Here is a 24,764-nt window from a genome sequence, read left to right on the forward strand (position 1 = left end):
AATTTTATGAGAATACTTATTGCAGAGGATGATTATGCAAGCAGAAAATACCTTCTAAAATTGCTTTCAAAGTTAGGACAATGCGATTTAACCTTAGATGGAATTGAAGCTCTAGATGCATTTTTGATGGCACTGGATGAAGATAAACCTTATGACCTTTTGTGTCTTGATATTATGATGCCAAAAGTTGATGGAATTAAGGTATTAAAAACAATAAGGGAAATAGAGAAACAAAGAAATATCAGTAAAGATAACGGAGTTAAGGTTATTATGACAACAGCTCTTAATGACGTTGAGACTGTAAAAAGATCATTTAATTTGGGATGTGAGGCATATGCAGCAAAACCTATTGATGAAGAAAAACTTATGGAAGTTATTAATAAATTGGGGTTACTTCCAAATTTATAGTAACTTTTTAAAATATATAGCGCAAGGAAGTAAAGAAATATGCAAGTACGTACCATCTTTATAAGTAATTGTGAAGATAATATAGAATTTATATACAATGAAATAAAAAAGTCTGGTAGCAATATGGTTATTCAGCATGTCAGTTCTAAAAAATTGGCTGCTGAATTACTTCTAAAATTTAATTTAGATTTAATTCTATTTGATTATGAATCTAAAAGCTTAAGTTATTCTGATATTATTGATTTAAGAGAAGAACTTTGCCCTCATATTCCTGTGATTCTTATTTATAAGAAAATTGAAATGGCTGAAGTTGTAAAGGCTTTTCGCGTTGGAGTTAATAATTTTATGTCAATTTTCAACTTACCTAATATAAATGAATCAATGAAGTTTGCCATAAGCGATCTTAGTAGTATGGTCCAGCTGAAAGAATTAGGAGGGAAAGTAAGAGAGCTAAACCTAGATAAGAAGCTTAGAAGTGCTATAAAAAATAATGAATTTACAGTATTTTATCAACCTCAGATTAGTATTGAAACAGGGAAAATAGTAAGTATGGAGGCATTAATACGATGGATGCATCCCATTGATGGGATGATATCACCGACGGAGTTTATTCCACTTGCAGAGGAAACTGGATTGATTATACCAATTGGAGAATTTGTGTTACTAACCGCCTGCAAGCAAAATAAGTTATGGCAGGAAAAGGGATATGGATGTAAACGCATTGCTGTTAATATTTCTGCAAAACAGTTGATGGATAAGGATTTTATATTTACTATTAAACGAGTACTTATGGAAGCAAGATTAGAACCAAGATGGTTAGAAATTGAGATTACCGAAAGTATCATAATGAATAACCTTGACTTGGTAGTTGACAAACTTAGAGAATTAAGGAATATGGGAATTAGAATTGCACTAGATGACTTTGGTACGGGGTATTCTTCCTTAAACTATTTAAAACGGCTGCCAATAGATACTATCAAGATAGATAAATCCTTCGTTGATGAAATTCATTTTGGAAAAAATGATCAGTCAATTACAAAAGCAATAATAGGTCTTGCACATGATATTAATCTGGATATAGTAGCTGAAGGTGTTGAAAATAATGATCAATTATTATTTCTTAGAGAACAGGCTTGTGATAGGGTACAGGGATATCTATTTAGTAAGCCTCTACCTGCCGAGGAATTTGAAATGATGCTTGGCTCTGAAAAGGAACAGATTAAAAACTAAAAAATTATATATTTTGTAAACGAAACAGGTAACCATTAATTTAATAAAAATCTCTCTTAGTAATAAAGCTGACTAAGGGAGATTTTTATTTTAATTAAAGCAAATAACTTAACTATAATATAAATAATTTGCTTAGTTAGTACAGAAAATAGACTTATTCAAAGTAAAGGATGGTGATTATAATAAAATCTTTATTAGAGAAATATATGGATAAAATAAAAGTTATGGATGAAAAAGAATATTTATTTGGAGTGATATTATATAGTATAGCGCCTACACTAGCAGGGCACAAACCATCTTCAATAATTACATTGAGTATAAATAACGGAGATTTATGTTCCTTATGGGAAAAGTATGAAGGAGCATTTTTATTGGAATGGGATATAGAATTTTATGAAGTAAAAAAAAGAGATAAGGCGATAACTTTGTTATTTTATAATAGAAAAAAACTTATAGAAGTAATTTATGAAGAAGCGAATATGGAATTTTTATATCAGTTTGGATATAGATTAGATTTTAGTTTGGAGGAAAATTTAGAAGTTCTTAGGCTAAGATTTGAAGAGGGTTTTCCACATGAAATAGGAATATTTTTAGGGATTCCGCTAGAAGAAGTTATGTGTTTTATGGAAGGGCCTGATAGAGAATGTTTACTTTGTGGCTACTGGAAAGTATATAATAATCTTGAGTATGCTAAGGAAAGTTTTTCAAAGTATGACAGTGATAAAAATAGTGTAATTAGATGTATATTAGAAGGGGTGAGACCTTCATTAGTAATGAGGCTTTAAAAGTTATACTGGTGTCACTTATATAAGAATAGATAATTACTACATTTGAACCATGGGTGACACTGGTAAGTTAGGAATATATATCATATTGAAATTAGGCATCTTAATACATTACACTTATAGTATAAGTACAAGCTTTAACTATGGAGGTACGTATTATTGAAAAGGAGAAATAAGTTTATTTCGTTTATAGCGACATTAGCACTAACTACCATGTGTTTATCATACAATACCTATGCAGCGTCATCTACACCGTCATATATAACAAGGCAAGAAGCGCAAAATAGAGGTTATAATATGGCATATGTGGTATGGAATTATGTAAAAGGTTTAAATGGAAATGTGATAAGCGGGACTGAATTGCCTGATCAACTAAAGGATAAAGAGTCTTCCGAGGAATTTGGTATACCTTATAACTGGGGGGGATTAGATGGTAATGATACAGGCTCTGTAACCAGATGGGGCAGTTTTCTAGACGCAATGGATAAAGGGGCTATGGCTGGAAACGTAGAAACAGAAGGTGGGTATAAACTTGGAACTGCAGGTTTAGATTGTTCTGGATTTGTCCAAAGTTCTTATAAAATTCCTGGATGGAAACAGTCAACTAGTACTTTAGGACAATATTTAACATCAATATCCTTTGATGAACTTAAAAATATGGATGTGCTTTTAGATAAGGGAAGTCATGTGGCTTTCTTTCAGTCATGGGTTTATGATGATTATGGTGAAAAAATAGGAGCTACTACACTAGAGGCAACAGTAGGAAATAGAGATAGTAGTGGTGAGAAAGTTAAGGAATATTATAGGTCTTTAGAAGAGTTGACCTCTACATTTGTTCCTGGAAGGTATAAGTATATAGGCAGTGATTTTATAGAAAATAATTCTGCTGAACCCATTGTAGAGAGTCCTTTATATAGACAAGCTATTGGTAAAAATAATAATAGTCTATATTTTAACTGGACTTTTGATGATACTGTAAGTGGCGGTTACCAAACAGCTTATAGAATTAGATTATACGAAGGAGATATTGACGGAAAATCAAAATTTGTTACTCAAGTTTCTGAGAATACTTCTAATACTGAGAAAACCATAGAGTTAAAAGATATGGTAGAAGGAAATTATTATTTTGCTTTGGAGACTAGAAATAATAGAGGGTACTGGTCTAATCCCGTGATAACTCCCTTTAAAATAGTAAGTGATGAAAGTAGTGCCCATAACAAGATAAATGAAGTTACAAGGTTTGGAGGAGTAAATAGGTATGAAACTTCTAAAGTAATAGCTGAAAAAAACTTTGGAAATAGTTTAGATGCAGTAGTTATTGCCAGCGGTAATGATTTTCCAGATGGATTATCAGGAGTTACATTGGCTAAAAAATTTAATGCGCCTTTACTTCTTGTGGACAAGAGCCCAGAGGATAATGGAAGTAAAATAGTTCTAGAATATATATTAAGTAGTCTTAATAAAAATGGAAAAGTATATATATTAGGTGGAGAAGGTGCTGTTAGCAGCTCATATGATGACTATTTAAAGAAAAATGGATACTTATCTGATAATATTACAAGAGTAGGCGGATTAAACAGAAATCAAACTAGTGTGAAAATTGCAGAAAGTTTAGGCGTTAAAAAAGGAACCCCTGTTGTAATATCAAATGATTCTGCATTTGCTGATGCTTTAAGTATTTCTCCTAAGGCAGGATTTAGTGGGTGGCCAGTGCTTTTAACATCTTCAAGTAAATTAAATGAAGATATAGAAAAATATATAAAAGAAATAGAGCCATCAGCTGTTTATATAGTAGGAGGTACCGGTGTAATATCTGAAAATGTTAAGAATAGAATTAAAGAAATTACAGCACTTGATGATGGAAGTATTGTAAGATTAGGCGGAGATAGTAGATATGAAACAGTGAAGGCTATTAATAATTATTTTTACAAAGAAAATGTGGACAAGGTCTTTATAGCATCTGGTACTAATTTCCCAGACTCATTAAGTGGAAGTGCTGCAGCAGCAAAAGAAGGAAAGCCTTTGGTGCTTGTATCAGATTCAGCTTTTGTGACAGCAGCCAAGTCTATCAGCGATGTGACAGGAGAGAACAGTATCAATGTTAGTATTTTTGGTGGAGATAGGATTATAACTAATTATTTAATTTCTAAAATTAATAATTTGAGTTCAAATGTGAATTAGATATTTTAGATGTATTTGAAAGAGGTGTTTCTGAAAAGAACATCTCTTATATTTTTGCAACTTAATGGAAAAATTTGGTGATATCAAGATAAAATTTTAAGTTTATTAATTGGAATTAATACTATTATAATCATAAAGTATTATCTGTATTTTTGCGCAAACTAAAAGCAACTCTTAAATTATTAATTAAAAAATATATACAAGGAGGGACAAATATGAAAAATTTTATCGCCTCTCTCTTGTTAGCTACATTTATTGCAAATTGTAGCGGCATAGTTATTAATAATAGAGAAAAAACAGAAAAAAAGCATAGGTATGGAGAAAAAATATTAGTTTTGCAAAATGATTCAAGGATACATTAAGATATGAGGGTATAAGATTAGTTAATACTTATACCCTCAGTAAGTTTCTAAAGTGATATGAAGGTTTAAAGATAACATGTTAATATATACTAAGAACTAATGATTAGTTCTCTCCTTAATAGCATCTTGGATTATCTTACCAGCAGTTGTTAAGTTTTCATCATGAAAAAATATACCTGAAGGTTGGTTCTTTTTTCCTCCATTACTTACTATTTTCTCGTTTGAAACTCTTTTCATAAAATTACCTCCTACATTTCTATTATACTCAGTATAATTGTTAGCTATATTTCATTATGAGATATAGTTAACATAATTATAATGACTCCATGATTAATAATTTATATTATTATTAATCATGGAGTCATTAAATATTCACTCTGTAAATATAATTTTATAGTTAAATGATATTTCAGTAACTGAGTAGTTCATAAGTATTATTTTTTAATTTTATTAAACATAAGTACAATAAGTAGTAGAATTACTGATGTTATAGCAATGGTTCCACCAGGAGCGCTATTGATATAATAAGATAAAAACAGTCCTAAAATTATATCTATAAATCCAAATATTATAGAAAATGCAAATGTTGTTTTAAAGCCTTTTCTTAGTTGAAGGGCTGCAGCTACTGGCATTGCTATCATGGAAGAAATAACAAGAATCCCCATAATTCTAATAGAAACAGAAATAGTTGCACCTACTAATAAAGCAAATAAGTAGTTTATGAGTTTAACCTTTATACCTGCGACTTTAGCGCCACTTTCATCAAAAGTTATGTAAAGTAATTGATTATAAAGTACTGAAAGAGTAATAACAGATATGATACTCAAAATAAACATTGTATAAAGTTCATTTTTTGATACTGTTAAGATACTTCCAAATAAATAGGAGTTCACGTTTGCTCCTGCTCGCCCTGTGCTTATAAGTGTAATGCCTATTCCAATTGATAAAGTCATTACAATTACGAGAATAATTTCTGCAAACTTTTTATAATAGCCTCTTAAAAATTCAATTAAAAGCCCAGATACAGAGGTAAATAGAAAGGCACATATTATAGGGTTGTAACCCAGAATAAGACCTAAAGCAACTCCAGCAAAGGACGCGTGTGATAAGGCATCCCCCATCATAGAATACCTTCTAAGAACAAGAAATACACCTACGGCAGGACATAAAATAGAAATAAATAATCCTGCAATAATTGCATTCTGCATAAAACCGTATTGTAGCATTGTTTTCCTCCAGAATAAGTTTTTATTTTAATAGTTGTTTGTAGGGCAAAATTTTTATCCATATATCACCCTAAATCATTGTGGCAGCTAGATATTTTATTCATTAAAGTTAATATTGAAATATAATTATAAACTTTAGTGAATAAATTAATTAGCTTATAGGTTTAAGAAACTCTTATGATTTTTCTATATTCATCTATGGTATATAATGTTGCAGTTCCACTTTCCATCATACATATATGGGTGGAGTTATCTAGTGCAGCTTTTAGATTATGCTCTACAGCTATGACAGTAATTCCAAGATGAAGATTTAGATGCTTGATTATACTATATATCTCCCTTTGACTTTGTACGTCAATACCAGTTGAGGGTTCATCTAGTACAACAAGTTTAGGATTTCCCATTAGTGCACGAGCGATAAAAACTTTTTGTTGTTGACCTCCTGACATATCACCAATAAGAGTGTTTTTAAAACTCTCCATACCAACAGAGTCAAGACTATTAAGAATTGACTTAGGACTTTTTAGCTTTAATACTTTCATATGGCACTTTAGCATTTCTGAAACAGTAATTGGAAACTGTGAGTTGAAGCTTTCAACTCTTTGGGGCACGTAACCAATTCTATTGGTATCTAAAGTGATTGTTCCACTACTTGGTTTAAGTAGATTTAATAAAAGTTTTAAAAGAGTAGTTTTAGCACTGCCATTTTCACCCAAAATAGATACATAGCTGCCTTCTGAAATACTTAAGTTTATTTTATTCAATACAAAAGGAGAACTTCCTGTATATGAAAAAGTTAAATCTTTAATTTGTATCATGAAAAATTTTCCTCCGAACTTATATAATTTTAGCAATATTGTCAATAATAATAGATAAATTATATCCGTAATATAATTTTAAAACAATACTTCTATATAAATATCATTGACAAAAAAAAACTAAAGTATAATAATATTATATATCTAGTTGCGAATTATTTGCAATAACTTACTGTTAAATTAAAAAATAGCATACATTAAAGAATAACGTAAGTATTCCAAATTACTTAGGATGATTTTAGTAAATTACTTTGTTGAGATATAGTAATCTAATATATTCTATAGTAAAGATTACGAGAGTATGCAAAACAAACAATTTTTGGAGGGAAAATATTATGTGGAAAAAAATGATGTTGTCATTAATAAGCATACTTTTATTAATGACCCTTTCTGCTTGTGGAAACAAAAATGTAAATACTTCTGCAGAAGGTAGTAATAATGTAGAAACTAAGGATGGAAAGATAAAGGTAGTTGTGAGCTTCAATGCTCTTGCACAGTTTGCAAAAGAAGTTGGTAAAGATAAGGTTGATGTTAAAACTATAATACCAAGTGGCACAGAGGCTCATGATTTTGAACCTAAACCAAAGGATTTAGCAGATGTTAGTAAGGCTAAGATTTTTGTATATAATGGTCTTGGAATGGAATCTTGGATAGATAAAACTATTAAAGCTGCAGATAATAAGGAATTAGTAGTTGTTGAAGCATCAAGAGGAGTTAGCCCTATAAAAAATACAGAAGAAGAGGCTTCACAAGAGCATGGACAATATGATCCGCATGTGTGGATAAGTTTAAGTGGTGCCAAAATAGAAGCAAGAAACATAAAGGATGCATTAGTTAAGGCAGATCCTTCAAATAAGGATTACTATGAGAGCAACTATAATGAATTTGCAAACAAATTAGATAGTATGTTAAATGAATATAAAGCAAAGTTTGATGAATCTAAAAATAAAAACTTCGTCACTGGTCACGCAGCATTTGCCTATTTCTGTAGGGATTTTGGACTTGAGCAAAACAGTGTAGAGAACGTATTTGCTGAAGGAGAACCAACTCCTAAAAGAATGCAAGAACTCATAGATTACTGCAAGAAAAATGAAGTTAAGGTTATATTCATGGAAGATATGGCAAGTCCTAAAGTTTCAGAAACCTTAGCTAAGGAAGTAAATGCAAAGGTAGAAAAAATATATACTACAGAAAGTGAAGAGGATGGAAAGAATTACATTCAAAGCATGAAGGAAAACTTAGATAAAGTTTACGAAAGTATTAAATAGTGCATGAAATAGCCTTATGAGACTAGGGTATTCTTATAAGGCTTATTAAGATGATGTTAGGAAGGAGTGCAAAAGAAGAATGAGTTCAAAGGGAAAAGTTATAGTAGGGATGTCTGGGGGGGTAGATTCCTCGGTATCTGCACTTCTTTTAAAAGAGCAGGGGTATGAAGTAATAGGAATCTTCATGAAAAACTGGGATGAAAAAAATGATGAAGACTATTGTACTGCTGTTGATGATTATGAAGATGTAAGAATGGTATGTGACCAAATAGGAATTCCTTATTATAGTGTGAATTTTGTGAAAGAATATTGGGATAGGGTTTTCAGCTACTTCTTGGAAGAATACAAAAGTGGACGTACGCCGAATCCAGATGTTCTTTGCAATAAAGAGATAAAATTTAAGGCGTTCCTAGATTATGCCTTAAAACTTGGAGCAGATTATATTGCGACTGGTCATTATGCACAAGTAGGATTTGAAAATGGTAAGTATCAACTTTTAAGGGGATTAGATACCAACAAAGATCAAACCTATTTTTTATGCCAATTAGGACAATATCAACTATCCAAAACGATATTTCCGGTAGGCAATATGCCTAAAGATAAGGTAAGAGAGATTGCTCTTAAATCGGGGCTACAGACCGCTAAGAAAAAAGATAGTACGGGAATATGCTTTATTGGGGAAAGAAACTTCAGAGAATTTTTAAGTAATTATATACCTGCTAAACCAGGTCCGATTAAAACCTTTAGAGGAGAAATTAAAGGTACTCATGATGGTCTTATGTACTATACTTTAGGCCAGAGAAAAGGATTAGGTATTGGAGGAGAAGGTACAGGTGAGCCTTGGTTTGTGGCTGAAAAAGATCTAGAGAATAATATACTCTATGTAGTTCAAGGAGAAGATAGTCCAGAATTATACTCTTATGAATTAGAGGCTACAAAATTAAATTGGGTTAGCGGAGAAGAATTACAAGGTGAACTTAAATGTACTGCAAAGTTTAGATATAGACAGCAGGACCAAGGTGTAACTGTAACACCAATAAGTAATGAAAGAGTATTAGTACGTTTTGATGAGCCTCAAAAGGCCGTGACGCCTGGTCAGGAGGTTGTATTTTACAAGGGAGAGGTATGCCTTGGAGGAGGCACAATTGACTCTATAGATAAATCAAACCTCTAATTGGCTTATCTATGCAAGGAAAAAGAGAATATTATAGAAATAAGCTTAAGAATAGCAGAGTACTAATCTGTTATTCTTAAGTTTAATTTTTTGTAAAATTAAATAATTTTGCAAAAACAATACATTTATGGAAAATAATGAATATAATATATTAATGGAAGAGGGGGGGAATGGTTTTGAAAAAGACCTATGTTTTAGATACCAATGTTATTCTGTACTCGCCAGGAGCAATATTTACTTTTGCGGATAATGATGTAGTTATTCCAGAGGTGGTACTTGAAGAGTTAGATACCTTCAAAAAGGATAAATCAGATCTTGGCGCCAATGCAAGATACGCAGCAAGGTTGATTGATAAATTAAGGAGGGAAGGGAAGCTAAACAAAGGGGTTGTACTTCCTGGAGGTGGGAAACTTAGAGTAGAAATGAACCACTACGATACCGAAATTCCTCCTTCATGGGATAAAAGTAAACCAGATAACAGGATAATACAGGTATGTAAGGGTCTGAAAGAGCAAGGAGAAAATGTTTGCTTGATTACAAAGGACACCTTTGAGAGAATTAAGGCAGATACAGTTGATATAGAAGTAGAAGACTTTCATGAGAAAGTTGTACCAGAAAATGAAAGTCAATATACTGGAAGGATTGAACTTTATGCAACTACTGAAAAGATAGCTGAATTTTATCGTAATAAATCCATTGAGCTAAATGATGTGTCATGTTATTCTGAAGAGACCAATGAATATACAAAACCAACTCTGTATATTAATCAATTTGTTATAATACATTGTCTTCAAAATCCGAAACAAACGGCATTAGGAAGATTTGACGGCAAAAAAGTTGTCCAGTTATTTTATAAAGATACAGTTCCTTTAGGTATAAATGCTAGAAATGTAGGACAAAAGTTTATGATGGAATCACTATTTATTGATGCGGATAAAGCACCACTAGTGATAGTTAAGGGGCCTGCTGGTACTGCCAAAACTTTATTTTCTTTAGCAGTAGGACTTCATAAAATAATAGAAGATGGAACTGAACAGTATAGAAGAATTCTTGTTTGTAGACCTAATGTTACTATGGATGAAGATATAGGATTTTTACCTGGAACAGAACAGGAGAAGATATCACCTTTCATGAGACCTGTAATGGATAACTTAGAGATACTAGTAGACTCCGATGAAAAAGAAAGATATAAGAATGAGAAAGAATTGGCAGATAAAGTCAGAGAGTTATTTGATAGAAGAATCATAACCACTGAGGCTGTAGCGTATTTAAGAGGAAGATCTATAGTTAAGAATTGGGTAATTATAGATGAAGCGCAAAACTTAACGCCTAAACAGGTTAAATCAATAATTACTAGAGTTGGAGCAGGGACAAAGCTTATATTAATTGGTGACCCGGATCAAATAGATCAACCATTTTTAGATTCAAGATCAAATGGGTTATGTTATGCTTCCGAAAAAATGAAGGGCAGCCAATTATGTTACCAAATTACATTAAAATACGATGAATGTGAAAGATCACCACTTGCGTATGAAGCATCTAAGCGGTTATAATTAAAATATAATAATAATTGAGCACTAAAGACTTTATTCGCCTTTAGTGCTTTTTGTTTAGAACTTAAAGTATAATGTAATTAAAAATTAAGATTAATTTTAGGATTTTATTTTTATTAGTAAAGTTTTTGATTTATTTATAATTATTTCTATTTAAAAAATATATCATTTATTGTACAATGTTGAAGTATGAAGTTTTAGAAAGGAAAGGTTTAACGTATGGATAAAAAGAAAACCGAAGGTAAGAAAAAGAAATCCTTTTGGAAGTTATTTTTAGGTTTTTTAATATTTGAAGTGATCTTTACAGGGGTAACGGCTCCGCTTATAATATTTCATGGACCTTTTGAAAATGTAAAAAAGACAGTGGTTGGTGCGGCTATGACAACTCTTAGTCACCAATATATTGCCAAAGCATTTTTATCAGATGATGAAATAAGTAGAATATTAAGTGAAAACTCAATAGAAACTATCCAACAGGATAGTGATGAAGTAACTGTTAACTTTGCAAATAATCATGATAGTAATATTGAAAGAGAAGATATAAGTGATGGAAGAAAATTCAAAGGATATATGTTAATCATACATGATCCTACTAGGGTAAAAGTAGGATACAGCAAGGATATACCAAAACAGGGAGAACTAACAAGCCAAATAGCTAAGAGAAATGGAGCGGTTGCAGCTATAAATGGTGGAGGATTTGTTGATAGCTCTTCTGAAGGAAGTCAGTGGACAGGTACTGGAGGAAAACCAGTAGGAATAATTATGGGTGATGGAAAAGTTATATCTAGTGATATACAGGATGAAAGCACAAAAGTAGATGTTATGGCTTTAACTAAGAAGGGAGTTCTTTTAGTAGGACCTCATAGTTTAAGTGAAATGAAGGAACTTGGAGTTACAGAAGCAATTTCCTTCGGCCCAGCTATTGTTGTTAATGGTAGAGGAACAATTAAATCAGGTGATGGTGGTTGGGGAATAGCTCCAAGAACAGCAATTGGTCAGAGAAAAGATGGTGCTATACTTATGCTTGTTATAGACGGAAGACAAACAAGAAGTGTTGGAGCCACTCTAAAAGATGTACAAAACATCATGCTTCAATATGGAGCTGTTAATGCTACGAATTTAGATGGTGGTTCTTCTTCAAGTATGTATTATGAAGGTGAAGTAATAAACAATCCTTCTGATCCTTTAGGTGAAAGATCAGTGCCATCAGCAATATATGTAAAGCCTTAGAGCGAGTAGTCATCGGAGAATTATTAAAGGGGAGTGGGAAATGAAAATTTTTAAAAGGATATTTTTATGGATTATGATATCCCTAGCTGTACAATTTGCCGGGCTTTATTATGCTAATAATTTTTTCTTATCTACAAATACGTCTATAGAAACTAAAAAAATAGTAAAAAATGATACAAAAAAACCTGATGCGGAAATTAAGGTGCCAGATAATGCTAAGCATGTTGGGGTATCCTTTGATGCAAGGTATTTAGCTTATTATGATGGAGACGTGTTAAAGGTGGTTAACACGAAAACAGGAGAAGAAAAAAACGTAGAGTTTGAAGATGGTATACAAGTATCTTATTATAAATGGCTTCCAGACAGAAATAGGATGCTTATAGCAGAAAAAGAGACATCTAAAAAAAGCTCGAATTTTAAGTTAGCCTATTACGATGTAGATAAAGATGTAAAAGAAGAAATAAAAGAGTTAGATTGGGCAGATAAAAAGGCAGAAGTTGAAGATATACAGGCATCACCTCTAACTAATATAATTTATGTTAAGGTGACTAGTACTGGAAAGAGAAGTAGTATTTACTGGATAAATATTATGAAGGAAATGAAGAAAGTTACTACTAAAACTTATGTAATAGGGAAAACTAGAGTAGTTCCTCATGAGGATAAACTTGTATATGAGGACTTGACTTACAATAGAATATTAGTAACTGGACAAAATAATCCAATAACTATAAATGGAGTAGAAAAACTGTCATTAATAGCTGTTGATGATAATGACAACGTCTATGTAGGAGAAACTCAAGAAAATAAGGTTACTAAAATATATTATGGAAACATAAAGGATGATCCAAGTAAGTTTCAGATGGTAGATTTAAGAATGGCAGTAGGAAAAGAGGATATATTTGTTAACCCTCAAGGTAAAATTTATATAAATGATAATCTAAGAGGGGTTGTAAAAGAGTTCGGAAGTGGTAAAGAATACCTTTACGCTGGAAACTTTGTTCAGATGTATGATGGTGGATCTATATCAGTAAGTGATGGAAAGCTTGTAAAAACTTTATTTAACTAAAGAGAAGGGATTAGTGAAAGTATGTGTCACTAATCCTTTTTATATAACTGTGAATGTTTTCTTAATTTACATCACATTTGTTGAGTATTAGTGTTGCTTTTGTTATAATTAAGATACTTTTAGTGGAATTGATTAAAGAAGGGATGATTTTGTTTGAATAATTGGTTATTAGGAAAAATTCTTATAATACCAGCAATATTAATAGGACTTACTTTTCACGAATATGCCCATGCTTTTGTTGCAGACAAACTTGGAGATAAAACGCCAAAGTTTCAAGGTAAGCTTACCTTAAATCCGTTTGTACATATAGATATATTAGGATTTATAATGATATTAGTAATAGGATTTGGATGGGCAAAGCCTGTAGAGACTAACCCAAGTGCTTTTAAAAATAGATACAAGGATGATTTAAAGGTGTCTATAGCAGGACCAATTGCAAATTTAATAGTAGCCTTTGTTGGAGCGATACTTATGGGTCTTCTGTTGAAATTTGGATACAATGCTTTAGGTTCAACTCCTACTCTATATGCAATATTAGTTACTATACTTAGAGCAGTAATTAGCATAAACTGTATGCTTTTTATCTTTAATCTAATACCTATTCCAGGGCTTGATGGATTCCATGTTTTAAGGGACTTATTTCCATCTGCTTATTACAAGATATCTGATACTTTTTACAGGTATCAACTTATAATACTTCTTATTTTTATTGCAACTCCATTAGTAAATTATATTGTAGGAATTCCATCAGCATTTTTATATAATGCGCTGACAAGAATTGCTGGAGCTATGATGTAAGTAATAATTAATGGGAAATTAACAGTTGACAATAAAGGTTAATTTTTGTTCTTTGTGGAAAGATTCTTAATTAAGTTTGGTAGAAAATATATTTAATGTAGATAAAATTAAATTAGAACTAAATTTAAGAATTGAACAGGTAGTGGTTAACAAGCTGCATAATGGCGATTTGCCTTATGCAGTAATTTTTGTGCAATTATTCTTAGTACATAATTGACAATATTAACTTTAAACTGCATAATTATTTTGTAGAAAATATATAATTAATGTAGAATTTTATTTGTAAATCAGGAGGAATTTCATGAGATTAAGAAAGAAATGGTGGGCTAGACCTGAGATGGAATCAAGTCCTTTAACTATAGTAAATCCAAAAGAATATAAGGGTAAATGGCATGAGGAATTTAAGAATAATAATGATATATACTTAGAGCTAGGATGTGGAAGAGGAAAGTTTATATCAACTCATGCCGAGCAAAACCCTAATATAAATTATATAGGTGTGGATTTAAAAGATGAAGTAATAATATATGCTCTAAAGAAATTAGTTGAAGCTGAATTAGAAAATGGAAGGGTCATCCCTATGAATATAGCTGGTATATCAGAAGTATTTGATAAGGATGAAGTAAGTAGAATTTATATAAACTTTTGTAATCCATGGCCGAAGGAAAGACATAACAAAAGAAGACTTACACATACAAAGTTTTTAACAGAGTATAAAAAGTTTTTGAAACCAGGTAGCGAAATATGGTTTAAGACAGACGATGCTCAGCTATTTGAGGATTCACAGGTTTATTTTAAAGAGAGTGGTTTCAGCATGGAGTACTTGACTTATGACCTGCATAAGAGTGATTTCCAAGGAAATGTTGTTACTGAGTATGAAGAGAAATTTACTTCACTTGGCATGAAGACTATGTTTTTGCTAGCTAAGTTATTGTAGCCCCCAAAAATAGTTCTGACACTTAAAAAAGAGTCCTTACAATGAAAAAAAAGTTCTGACAAAAAAACGGAATAAACATAGGAAAAGAATCCACATTTCTGGAATAAACTAAGCCAGGGATGTGGATTTTTTATTGGATTTTTTCTTCCCTCTTTTCATTCAAGCCATAAAAGATTGATATAAGGATTGACATCAAACTGCTGGAAGGCTTGAAAATAGGGAGATTAGAGACATGAGTGAATCTCCGAAGGGGGAATGTATGGAATAAAGAAGCCTTGAATTATTGATACAATTACTCTATAATCAGACTAAATGATTGAGAAAATTATTGAAAAGTTATTTTTCTGCATAATTTAATCAAAGTTTGTCAGTAAAGCATGGAGAAAATGAAAGAGAAAAATTTTTAAAATTAAAACTTTTAAATCAATTAAATGGCAAATTCAGCGAAAGTTGGAGACGCAAAGCTACGAGTCTAAAGTTTTTAATGCTATGATAGTCGGGTTGCAAATAGGTATAACTATTATGTTATAAGCTATAGCAGTCTGAGGTATGTGCTATAGCTTATATTTTTAACAAAAATTTTATTATATAAAGTATTAAAGGATTTGGTGTTGACATGGAATGTTTAGAGAAGGGCAATTCAATTTGGGATAGTATAAAAAAAGAGATTACGTTTGAATTAGATAGCAGTAATTCAATTATTGATATAAGTCATAACGTAGTTAACATATTGGGATTTCCTCATGATGAAATGATAGGGAGGAGCATTTTTGATTTTATTAAAGATGAGGAAATTCATTCTAACCTTAATTTGAAATTTGTTGACAATATAGACATGCTCTTTACACATAAGAATGGAAGTTTAGTATACATAGAGTTACAAATTAAAATAATAGAGGATGATTGTGGAAAAGTTCTTAGGAAATATGGTTCTATGATTGATATATCAAGATACAAGAAGATTGAACAAAGAGAACAAAAATTAAGAAATGTACTTGAAAATGCAAAGGATATAATATATCGTTTTCAAATTGTTCCTGAACCTAAGTTTGTTTATGTTAGTCCAGCTATTGAAGAAGTAGTTGGATATGAGGTGCAAAACAATTATGATGACTATATGTTCGTTTTTAAGGTTGCACATCCAGAGGATGTCCCAATTTTAATTAAGAAAATGAATAATGAATTAGATTATTCAAAACCAATTGAATCAAGATGGGTTCATAAAAATGGTAGTTGCATTTGGATAGAAGATTATGTTACACCAGAATATGATAGTAATGGAAACCTTATAGCATTTGCAGGTGTTTGTAGAGATATTAGTAAGAGAAAAGCATTAGAAGAAAAGCTGAATTATTTAACTTATCATGATAGCTTAACAGGGTTGAAAAATAGAACCTTTTATGACAAACAAATAGAAGAACTGAATACTCTAAATAACTTACCAGTTGGAGTAATTGTTTGCGATTTAGACAACCTTAAGGTAATAAACGATACTATGGGACATGGTAAAGGTGATGAAATTATTAGGATAGTCTCAGACCTGTTATTATCTATAGAAAATAAGGATATATCTGTTTCAAGAATAGGTGGAGATGAATTTGTAGTTATAGTTAGGAATACTGATAAATCTGGAATAATAGAGCTTTGCAAAAATATTAATTCATTAATTAAAAGTTATAATATGGTTAATAAAAAATGGTCAATTCAAATATCTATTGGACATGCCTTTACTGAGAATTCGATTGGCAAAATGGAAGAAACTTTTAAAAATGCAGACAAAGATATGTATACTAATAAATTACATAAACATAAAAAGATAAAATAGATAGTCGAGTTAAACAAATAATATCAGATGTAATTGGAGAATATGTATTATGAAAATAAATTCTGCATGTAGGTAATAGAGTTGTTAAGAATATAGAGGAAATATTTGTTCCAAGTTTATATTTAAAATTCAGAGCAAGTATCAGAATAGAAAGAAATCTTCGGAGAAGAAGATAACACTACATCAAATAGAATGATGAAACTAGACTGAGAGATGTTGAAGCAATATTTAATGGAGAAAAGATAACTAATTTTAATGGGAGCAAAAATGCAATTAGAGACATAGAAAATCATAAAGAGCTTTGTCAGGATATTTTTAAGTTAAGTAAGGAAACTAAAATGAAGCTATCTATGGATATAATTGAGAGGGTTTATTTTGTTCTAACGGGAAATAAAGTGGCAACAGAAGAGTATGAAATCCTAAGTTAATTAGTACAAGACATTAATAATATTGAGATAGATTACTGCAATGCATTAGAGATAGTCTGCTATTTTTACTGTTACTCTCAAACTGTAAGCAATTATTATGGCAGGGGGGGCAGAATGTTACTTAATTATCTTCTTATGGCTAATAATCTTCCACCAATTATCATGTTTTATTTAGATAAAGAACAGTATCATTTAGCGTTAGAATATTTTAAGGAAACGCAAGGGATAGATAAAATGATTAAACTTTTAGATGGCCAGGCATATAAGACGTGGGTTAAGGATTATAACTTAAAAGTAAAGAGTCTTAAAGACTTTTTCAATTAGAAGTAGGCGTATTAACAAAACAAACTCTTTTCACAGTTAAAAAATCATTCTACGAATAAAAAAACGTTCCATAAAGTATGAGCAAAAATCAGGAAACTCTCCTGAGTCTTCATGCTTTTTTTAACATCCATCATTCAAGCTAACATTAGCATGAAAATAGTTGGAATAAAAATCAGGAAATTAAGCAAGAGAGAACTGTTGAAAGGCTTGAAAATAGACGGATTTATAGAATGAGTTTTTAGCAGGGAACAAAGTAGTCTAATAATTTTAAGCTTAAGCATTAACCAGATATACGCTTAAAATTCTAAGATGAGAAATTCAAATTGCGTTCCGAAATAGAAATAATGAACAGTTGTTAAAAATACAAAAGGTGTTTGAACGAGTTTGATGTTAGACTATAAAGTATGGTCTAAGGGAATTAATAATAATTTAAGTATATATGATGTTATTAAAAAAACAAGATGACTTTTATTATCATCTTGTTCCCTTCTTTTTCTCATACTTGTTTTTATACATGTTTTTATCGGCTCGGCTTAGTTGTTCAGGAATGTTTTTCGATGACGAAGAATATGAAAAACCTGATGATAGATGAATTGGCATTTCATTAGTTTTGTTATATTCTTCAATCAAAAATAGCATTTTAGAATACATACCCTCAGCCTCTTTGGGAGAAGCATTAGGAATAAGAATAATAAATTCATCGCCACCGTTTCGTACAATTGTATAATTTTTACTGAAAGTATTAGTAAAAAAAGTAGAAACATTTTTTATTAATATATCTCCTTTTTGGTGTCCCAAGCTGTCATTTATATATTTTAGATTATCCAAATCACATACTATAACACCAATAGGAACATCAACTTTACTGGTTAGTGTTTCTATCTGCTTATTAAGGTATGTCCTATTGTATAATCCTGTTAATCCATCATGATAACTAAGCTCTTCCAATTTTTTTTCTAATTCTTTTCTTTCTGTAATATCTCTACTAATTCCTTCAACAGATATCAACTCTCCATTAATATTAAAGTTTGGTATTAAATAATCTTCAATCCAAACGTAGTGGCCATTTTTATGTCTATGTCTTACACGAAAAGCCTTAGAAAAATCAGCATGTTTATCAACCTTACTTTGTTGTATTTTGATATCATCTTCATGTATAATATTAAATACTAAATTGGGGTCATTATAAAATTCGTCTACGCTAAATCCCAGGATGTTGGCAACAGAAGAGCTAAGATATGTAAACATTGGTTTAGGTAGAAGTTGATATCTGAAAACAATGTCTTTAGCATTTTCAATCATCTTAAGTAAACTATTATATTTTTTCTCGAAATCAATATAACGACTAATTTCAAAACACGAAAGTTCTAATCCAATATTTTTATTATTGGCATCATATAAAGGATTTGCTACTAAATCCAAATATAATTTTTCACCATCTTTTTTTGAAGCTGAAATTTGAATATTTGAATTGATAATTATGCTATTAAAATCACAGTCCAAATATTTATTTATATAAGTGTTTAGAATTTCACTAGCAGTAAAGCCTAAAAGATCATAACAGTTAGAAGAAATTGAAGTGATTATTCCTCTATTATTTAGTTCAATATGTAACTCTCTTAATGTTTGAAATTTTTTAATATTAACAAGTAAGTTCATTTAGTATTCCCCCAAATATTAAATTTGCAACGATTCAAAATAAGTAAATTTCCATATATATCATATAAACAATTATAACTATAGCAATAGAGATTTTCCATGTAATTTATTGGAAGGAAGGTGATTATCATTCAGGTCTTTTGAGCAAAATTAATAGCTAAGAATATCATATTATACTTATTAAGAAGAGATAGCTGATATTTTGAATGAAAGTTTCAAGATGCAAAGGGAAATATGTAAAAAGGTATGTTATCGAATTTAACATATCTTTTTCAGAAGAATAGTTGCTAGATAACTTTACTTTTATTCTTACACAAAATTACTTGATGGAATATAGGAAGATTTATAGTTATAGTTCTTGTAAAATATGTTTGTGTTAGAATAATTGCTGGGGGGATTGAAATGAAACAAGTCTATGCACCAGGATGTGCGCTTATGATTTATAAGCCTGAGCTTGCAAAAAAAGTTTTGCAGTTTTTAAATAGGAATTTAGGAACTATTCATGAACATCTAACATGTTGTAGGCATGAACCTAAACTTGAAAGTGGTACACAAGTAATTAACACTTGTGCAGGTTGTGATAGGCGGTATAGAGAACTTTATAATGAAATATCTACTACATCGCTTTGGGAGATTTTAGCTGAAAATAACACTTTTCCTTTTCCTAATTATAACGGTATGGAAATGTCTATACATGATGCTTGTCCTACACGTACAGAGGAAAGAGTACATTCTGCAATAAGAAAACTTCTTGAAAGAATGAATATAAGGATTATTGAACCGAAAAATACCCGTACTAAATCGGCGTACTGTGGTGACAGTTTTTATGGCAAACTACCTTTAGAACTTATAAAGGAGCAGATGAAAAAACGTTCAAATGAAATGCCTTGTGAGAATGTAGTAGTGTACTGTGTATCCTGCATTAAAGCAATGTATATAGGAGGTAAAAAGCCACGTTATATTGTAGACCTTTTATTTGGAGAGGAAACAGGAATTGGTACTTATGAACTTGAAGCATGGCATGATGAATTGCAAAAATTTATAGATGAACATTGATAAAGGAGAAACCTCATGAAAGAATCTATGAAAATTTCAGAAAGTGAAAAATGGGATGCTGTTGTAAAGTGTGACAGAAACTATGATGGCTTATTTTTATATGGGGTAAAGACAACAGGAATTTTTTGTAGACCATCCTGCAAATCAAAAACACCAGTGCGAAAAAATGTGATTTTCTTTGATGATGCAACAAAGGCTATAGAAACTGGGTTTAGACCATGTAAAAGATGTTGTCCAGATAAAGTATCTTTTGGACCTGATTTAGAGCTTATAAGGAGAATTCAAGATACACTAAATAGAGATTATAATAAGCAGATTGATTTATATGATATTTCGTCACAATTTGGAGTGAGTAAAAATCATCTAGTAAGAGTTTTTAAACAACACAGTGGTTTTACTCCTTCACAATATATTGTTAAAGCAAGAATAAATATAGCCGAAGAACTGTTAAATACAACAGATAAAAGTATTATCGAAATAGCCTTTGGAAGTGGGTTTAATAGCTTATCTAACTTTTATAAGTGTTTTAAGGAGCGTACTGGGTATACTCCAAATGAATATAGGAAAAGTAGAGGTGATTTATAGTGCCTTTATATTTTTATGAATTTTTCCAGTTTAAATAAAGCATTATTATATACATTTAAATAGAAGCTTATATCCATAGTTAAAGGATATAGGCTTTTTTAAGAAATATATCTATTTGTTTTGTTGACGTAATTTAAAGGCTATCAAATGTAACAAATTCTCCTACAGGCTTTCTGTATCATCTCATTCTTCTTTTAGAGGTATCTTCTTTTACCATAGCTATCAGAAGAGCTATTTCATAATTTTCAGGGAAGTTGAAAAGCTGCCTAACTTCCTCTTGATTAAAACCAATCATAGGACAAGTATCCCATTCCTTATCCTTTGCAATCAGCATAAACATCATAGCAGATAATTATGAATGAAGTAGATTTTTCTATGTTTTATTAATTACTATTAGAATAATTTAAAAATATGATATATTTCATTAATTCATAAGTCGAAATGTTAAATAAATGTTAAATAAAATATTGAAATTTAGTGAATTATAATATATAGTTGTATTTGGAAATAAGCCGTATATGAGTATTATTTAAGAAATATTTTAAAATATTAATGAGGAGATAATATGAGCAAAGAAGAACTAATAGCAAAAAGTGCAATAAATGTATTTGCTAGAGAAGGTTTTCATGAAGCAAAAGTTCAGCAAATAGCTAATGAAGCTAGTGTAGCAGTAGGTACAATTTATAATTATTTTAAAAGTAAAGAGGATATTTTAAATTATATACTTGAAAAAGAGTATCAGAAAAGAATTGATTTTTTACGTAATTATAAAGATAGTAATATTAGCACAATACAAAAAATTCAAGGCTATTTAGAATTTAACCTTGATATGATTAGGAATAATTCACGTATTGCTAAGGTGCTAGCACAACAGTCTGAGTACCCAGGGGGAAATATTAATAACAGCGTAAGGGAGCTTAGAACTCTTGTAGCGGATATATTGCTAGAATTAATAGTTGATGGTCAAAACAAGGGAGAGATTAGAAAAACAGATGCCAATATATTAAGACAAATAATTAGGATGACAATAAATGGTGCCATATTTACTGAACCTTTTGACGCTTCAGATGAGAGCTACAGAATATTGAAAAATGAAATAATGGAGTTTATAAAAAGGGCTACACAAATTTAGAAACGGTATTTATAGGGGGTAAAAGCAATCCTATTTCAGCCGAATAAGTTTATAGCCTTTTTGAAAATGGCTTATTGAATGAAGGCTCATTCAGATATGGTATGTTTGTAAATTGGTATTATAATAATATTTTTATTCAAAACATCATTAAAAAGGAGAGGTTTAGCTTATTATGAACAAAGCAAAAATCAAAATTAAATTTAATAGCATAAGAAGTAAGCTATTAGTAAGCTTACTGAGTATTTGTCTTATACCAATGATTGCACTTGGAGTAGTATCTTATATTGAATCTAAATCAGTATTAACTAATAAATTAAAGAGTACAAGTTCTCAAATATTAAGAGAAGCCAATAGAGGAATTGATAAAGAGCTTGTTGCTATGGGAAATGGTGTAACAATGCTTTCAAATAGCTTTAATTTTATAAATATAGAGAGCAATCCTGAAATTTCACAGTATCTCATAGATACTCTTAAAGGTGTAAAAGATAGCAACCAAATTGTACGATCTGTTTATATGGGCACAGTTACAAAAAAACGTTATGTATATCCTAATTCTGATGTTGGAGCAGATTATGATCCAACATCGAGACCTTGGTACAAAAAGGCAGTAGAGAATAAGGGAAAGGTAGTATTCAGCGATCCGTATAAAGATGTATCTACTGGAAAAACTGCAGTATCTATTTCAAAAACTGTAGAAAAGAATGGAGAAATAGTAGGAGTAGTATCTATGGATATAGACTTTTCCGCGTTAGCTAAAAGTATGTCAGAAATCACGGTTGGGGAGAATGGATATGCGGTACTTCTTGATAAAAATGGTTTAATTTTAACACATCCAGATGCAAAGTTAATTGGAACTGATACCTTTGCTAAGCTTCCTGTGTGGAGTGAAGTAAAAGAAAAAAGAGAAGGTTTTACTACATACGAATATAACCGTGTAAAGAAGTTTGCTGTATATACAAACAGCCCTGTGACTGGGTGGACAGTATTAGGTACTATGGAGCTGAATGAGCTAAATAAGGATACAAGTTCTATTTTAGTAACTCTTATTATATTTCTAATTATAACTGGTATTATAGCAGTTGTGTTATCCGTGATAATAACTAAATCATTAATTATAAATATAAACAAGATAAAGGATATTATAACAAAAGCATCTAATGGAGATTTAACAGAAATTATTGATGTTAAATCAAACGATGAAATTGGAATCTTAGCAAAAAACTTTAATACTATGATAGAGGATATTTCTAGCATTTTAAGAAACGTTGAAAATTCATCACAAACAGTTTTAGAAACAACAAGTAACCTAACTGCAATAACAGAAGAAACTACAGCTTCTGTATCAGAAGTATCAAGAGCAATAGATGAAATATCACACGGAGCGGTTCAACAAGCTTCAAGCACACAAGAAGTAGTTTCTGAAATGGAAGAATTAGCTGATGGATTAGAAAGCATTGCAAATTCAACTAACGAAATGAATGAGGTATCTTCAAATACTAAAGATTTAAGCAATAAGGGGTTAGAGATGGTTAAACTTCTTATGGATAAATCAGTAGAAACTAAAAAAACTACGCAATCTATAGCCGAAATAGTTGAAGATATGAGCAGAAGTACAGAAGAAATTAGCAAGATTTCTGATAGCATTACACAAATAACTACACAAACAAATCTATTATCTCTTAATGCTTCTATTGAGGCTGCAAGAGCAGGAGAAGCAGGTAGAGGATTTGCTGTAGTAGCTGATGAAATAAGAAAGTTAGCTGAACAATCTAAGAACTCTACAGAAGAAATAAAGAAGATTGTTGAGGTTATTCAGAAAAAATCCAATATAGCAGTACAAGCTATGGAGGAAACTAAAAATATTGTTACTGAGCAAGATAAAGCTGTAGAAGGAACAAATGAAATATTCAATGATATATATAAGTCTATAAATGACTTAATTGAAATGGTTCATAGGGTAAAGGAAGGGGTTTCAAATATTAATAATCAAAAAGAAGAAGTTGCTAGTCAAATCCAAAGTATATCCTCTGTATCAGAGGAGACAGCTTCATCATCAGAACAAGTATCTGCTTCAACAGAAGAGATAAATGCTACTATGGACGAATTCACTAGATATGTGATGGGGCTTCAAAATTTATCTGAAAAGCTAAATGAAGAACTAAGTAAGTTTAAAATAAGATAATAAAGAATGTTTTTACTTTTATTAAGTCTATATGATAAAATAATCAAAGGTGGTGATTTAGTATGGAAAGGTATCATATGTGTCCGAAATTTGAAGCCGCTTTTGAGTTACTAGGTAAGAGATGGACTGGATTAATCATAAGAACATTATTAAGTGGACAAAAGAGATTCTCTGATATAGCTGAAGCTATTCCAAATTTGAGCGCTCGCATGCTTACTGAGAGATTTAGAGAGTTAGAGAGTGAAGGGATTGTTGTTAGAAAGGTTTATCCAGAAACTCCTGTTCGTATAGAATATGAAATCACTGAAAAAGGAAAAGAATTGCAGTCAGTTATGGATGAAATTCAAAAGTGGGCAGAAAAATGGAGTTAAAAAATAATATTATTTTTATAGAAAGTTTCCTGTTTATAGGTAGGGAACTTTCTTTTTTTTATATTTAAATAAAAGAAAACTATTAATAATTACTATTGACTAATAGTTGATTTTGTGACATAATACAAATATAGAGGTTACTAAATGTAACTTAATATTAAAATTA

At 30.7% G+C, this 24,764-nt stretch carries 24 protein-coding genes and 1 riboswitch; of the genes, 19 read left to right on the forward strand and 5 right to left on the reverse strand.

Features of this window, described 5'->3' with window-relative positions; translation table 11 throughout:
* Positions 1–6: 6 nt before the first annotated feature.
* From AC0N0V_RS04600 to AC0N0V_RS04620, 5 genes are all read left to right on the forward strand, one after another.
* Positions 7–408 (forward strand): response regulator, encoded by a 402-nt coding sequence (locus tag AC0N0V_RS04600; RefSeq protein WP_474462405.1) that lies wholly within the window; start codon positions 7–9, stop codon positions 406–408.
* A 39-nt stretch (positions 409–447) separates the two neighbouring features.
* Positions 448–1,638: a GGDEF/EAL domain-containing response regulator gene (locus tag AC0N0V_RS04605; protein ID WP_474462407.1), complete on the forward strand. Its 1,191-nt coding sequence runs from the start codon at positions 448–450 to the stop codon at positions 1,636–1,638.
* A gap of 206 nt (positions 1,639–1,844) precedes the next feature.
* Positions 1,845–2,423: a DUF3793 family protein gene (locus tag AC0N0V_RS04610; RefSeq protein WP_474462408.1), complete on the forward strand. Its 579-nt coding sequence runs from the start codon at positions 1,845–1,847 to the stop codon at positions 2,421–2,423.
* Between the two features lie 159 nt (positions 2,424–2,582).
* A complete protein-coding gene (locus AC0N0V_RS04615; protein WP_474462410.1) occupies positions 2,583–4,604 on the forward strand; it encodes a cell wall-binding repeat-containing protein in 2,022 nt (673 codons plus the stop codon).
* A 215-nt stretch (positions 4,605–4,819) separates the two neighbouring features.
* Complete coding sequence (locus tag AC0N0V_RS04620) at positions 4,820–4,966, forward strand: hypothetical protein (protein ID WP_474462411.1); 147 nt, start codon at positions 4,820–4,822, stop codon at positions 4,964–4,966.
* A 96-nt stretch (positions 4,967–5,062) separates the two neighbouring features.
* On the opposite strand, the gene AC0N0V_RS04625 is transcribed toward AC0N0V_RS04620, so the two are convergent.
* The 3 genes from AC0N0V_RS04625 to AC0N0V_RS04635 form a co-directional block, all read right to left on the reverse strand.
* Entirely contained in the window at positions 5,063–5,203 is a 141-nt protein-coding gene (locus AC0N0V_RS04625) for a hypothetical protein (RefSeq protein WP_474462412.1), read from the reverse strand.
* A 197-nt stretch (positions 5,204–5,400) separates the two neighbouring features.
* Complete coding sequence (locus AC0N0V_RS04630; RefSeq protein ID WP_474462413.1) at positions 5,401–6,192, reverse strand: metal ABC transporter permease; 792 nt, start codon at positions 6,190–6,192, stop codon at positions 5,401–5,403.
* A gap of 164 nt (positions 6,193–6,356) precedes the next feature.
* Positions 6,357–7,010, reverse strand: a complete 654-nt coding sequence (locus tag AC0N0V_RS04635; protein ID WP_474462414.1) for a metal ABC transporter ATP-binding protein — start codon at positions 7,008–7,010, stop codon at positions 6,357–6,359.
* Positions 7,011–7,345: 335 nt separating this feature from the next.
* On the opposite strand from AC0N0V_RS04635, the gene AC0N0V_RS04640 reads away from it, so the two are divergent.
* From AC0N0V_RS04640 to AC0N0V_RS04680, 9 genes are all read left to right on the forward strand, one after another.
* Positions 7,346–8,278: a metal ABC transporter substrate-binding protein gene (locus AC0N0V_RS04640; protein WP_474462415.1), complete on the forward strand. Its 933-nt coding sequence runs from the start codon at positions 7,346–7,348 to the stop codon at positions 8,276–8,278.
* A gap of 79 nt (positions 8,279–8,357) precedes the next feature.
* Positions 8,358–9,452 carry a tRNA 2-thiouridine(34) synthase MnmA gene (gene mnmA, locus AC0N0V_RS04645; RefSeq protein ID WP_474462416.1) on the forward strand — a complete coding sequence of 365 codons (1,095 nt, stop codon included), beginning with the start codon at positions 8,358–8,360 and terminating at the stop codon, positions 9,450–9,452.
* A gap of 176 nt (positions 9,453–9,628) precedes the next feature.
* Positions 9,629–11,005 (forward strand): PhoH family protein, encoded by a 1,377-nt coding sequence (locus tag AC0N0V_RS04650; RefSeq protein WP_474462418.1) that lies wholly within the window; start codon positions 9,629–9,631, stop codon positions 11,003–11,005.
* Positions 11,006–11,224: 219 nt separating this feature from the next.
* Positions 11,225–12,235: a phosphodiester glycosidase family protein gene (locus tag AC0N0V_RS04655; RefSeq protein ID WP_474462419.1), complete on the forward strand. Its 1,011-nt coding sequence runs from the start codon at positions 11,225–11,227 to the stop codon at positions 12,233–12,235.
* Positions 12,236–12,275: 40 nt separating this feature from the next.
* The gene (locus AC0N0V_RS04660) at positions 12,276–13,301 is read left to right on the forward strand and encodes a hypothetical protein (protein WP_474462420.1); all 1,026 of its coding nucleotides are present in this window, start codon (positions 12,276–12,278) and stop codon (positions 13,299–13,301) included.
* Between the two features lie 153 nt (positions 13,302–13,454).
* Positions 13,455–14,099 (forward strand): site-2 protease family protein, encoded by a 645-nt coding sequence (locus AC0N0V_RS04665; protein ID WP_474462421.1) that lies wholly within the window; start codon positions 13,455–13,457, stop codon positions 14,097–14,099.
* A gap of 301 nt (positions 14,100–14,400) precedes the next feature.
* The gene (gene trmB, locus AC0N0V_RS04670) at positions 14,401–15,036 is read left to right on the forward strand and encodes a tRNA (guanosine(46)-N7)-methyltransferase TrmB (RefSeq protein ID WP_474462422.1); all 636 of its coding nucleotides are present in this window, start codon (positions 14,401–14,403) and stop codon (positions 15,034–15,036) included.
* 423 nt (positions 15,037–15,459) lie between these two features.
* Positions 15,460–15,545: riboswitch (cyclic di-GMP riboswitch) on the forward strand.
* A 107-nt stretch (positions 15,546–15,652) separates the two neighbouring features.
* Positions 15,653–16,861 (forward strand): sensor domain-containing diguanylate cyclase, encoded by a 1,209-nt coding sequence (locus tag AC0N0V_RS04675; RefSeq protein ID WP_474462423.1) that lies wholly within the window; start codon positions 15,653–15,655, stop codon positions 16,859–16,861.
* Between the two features lie 542 nt (positions 16,862–17,403).
* A complete protein-coding gene (locus AC0N0V_RS04680; protein WP_474462424.1) occupies positions 17,404–17,613 on the forward strand; it encodes a hypothetical protein in 210 nt (69 codons plus the stop codon).
* A 474-nt stretch (positions 17,614–18,087) separates the two neighbouring features.
* On the opposite strand, the gene AC0N0V_RS04685 is transcribed toward AC0N0V_RS04680, so the two are convergent.
* On the reverse strand, positions 18,088–19,272 hold the full coding sequence (locus AC0N0V_RS04685) for a sensor domain-containing diguanylate cyclase (protein WP_474462425.1): 1,185 nt from the start codon (positions 19,270–19,272) through the stop codon (positions 18,088–18,090).
* Positions 19,273–19,674: 402 nt separating this feature from the next.
* Between AC0N0V_RS04685 and AC0N0V_RS04690 the strand changes: the two genes are divergently transcribed.
* On the forward strand, positions 19,675–20,328 hold the full coding sequence (locus AC0N0V_RS04690) for a (Fe-S)-binding protein (protein WP_474462426.1): 654 nt from the start codon (positions 19,675–19,677) through the stop codon (positions 20,326–20,328).
* Positions 20,329–20,343: 15 nt separating this feature from the next.
* On the forward strand, positions 20,344–20,913 hold the full coding sequence (locus tag AC0N0V_RS04695) for a bifunctional transcriptional activator/DNA repair enzyme AdaA (protein WP_474462427.1): 570 nt from the start codon (positions 20,344–20,346) through the stop codon (positions 20,911–20,913).
* A 178-nt stretch (positions 20,914–21,091) separates the two neighbouring features.
* Here the strand turns inward: AC0N0V_RS04695 and AC0N0V_RS04700 are convergent, their stop codons facing one another.
* Positions 21,092–21,247, reverse strand: coding sequence for a hypothetical protein (locus tag AC0N0V_RS04700; protein ID WP_474462428.1), 156 nt, complete (start codon positions 21,245–21,247; stop codon positions 21,092–21,094).
* A gap of 231 nt (positions 21,248–21,478) precedes the next feature.
* On the opposite strand from AC0N0V_RS04700, the gene AC0N0V_RS04705 reads away from it, so the two are divergent.
* The 3 genes from AC0N0V_RS04705 to AC0N0V_RS04715 all read left to right on the forward strand — a co-directional run bounded on the left by AC0N0V_RS04705 (position 21,479) and on the right by AC0N0V_RS04715 (position 24,598).
* A complete protein-coding gene (locus AC0N0V_RS04705; RefSeq protein WP_474462429.1) occupies positions 21,479–22,045 on the forward strand; it encodes a TetR/AcrR family transcriptional regulator in 567 nt (188 codons plus the stop codon).
* Positions 22,046–22,217: 172 nt separating this feature from the next.
* Complete coding sequence (locus AC0N0V_RS04710; protein ID WP_474462430.1) at positions 22,218–24,227, forward strand: methyl-accepting chemotaxis protein; 2,010 nt, start codon at positions 22,218–22,220, stop codon at positions 24,225–24,227.
* A 62-nt stretch (positions 24,228–24,289) separates the two neighbouring features.
* On the forward strand, positions 24,290–24,598 hold the full coding sequence (locus tag AC0N0V_RS04715) for a winged helix-turn-helix transcriptional regulator (protein WP_474462431.1): 309 nt from the start codon (positions 24,290–24,292) through the stop codon (positions 24,596–24,598).
* The last annotated feature ends 166 nt before the right edge of the window (positions 24,599–24,764 follow it).

This window comes from Clostridium sp. CS1-1, from assembly GCF_056135525.1.